Origin of the sequence: Ventosimonas gracilis, assembly GCF_001580025.1 — a bacterium.
GTDB classification, from domain to species: domain Bacteria; phylum Pseudomonadota; class Gammaproteobacteria; order Pseudomonadales; family Pseudomonadaceae; genus Ventosimonas; species Ventosimonas gracilis.
Genome location: NZ_LSZO01000148.1, coordinates 1 through 265, shown reverse-complemented (window position 1 = coordinate 265; position 265 = coordinate 1). Strand labels below are relative to the sequence as shown.

Here is a 265-nt window from a genome sequence, read left to right as displayed (position 1 = left end):
GTTGGCCGCGCGGTCGCAGCGCAGCGCTATATCGATGCCATGTTCTTTTAGTAAGGCGCGATGACGGTAATAAGTAGGTTCAGATAAATTAGCGCGTAAGTCATGCCCTGATTTCCAGAGCATATAAGTGCCGCGAATGGCTTTGGGTAAGTTAAACACTTGTTCGCTGTTGAGCTCGATTTGTTCGGACATGTCCAGTCCTCCCACGTGTTGACTAAATAAGGATTTGAGTTTTTCAGGTGTTAAGTTGTAAGCCCATTGAAGG

Annotated in this window: 1 protein-coding gene; it reads right to left on the bottom strand. The window is 46.8% G+C overall.

Going from position 1 to position 265, the window contains the following annotated elements; translation table 11 throughout:
• A partial coding sequence (locus AXE65_RS06990) for a phage/plasmid replication protein, II/X family (protein ID WP_275574866.1) occupies positions 1–265 on the bottom strand: 265 nt, incomplete at both ends.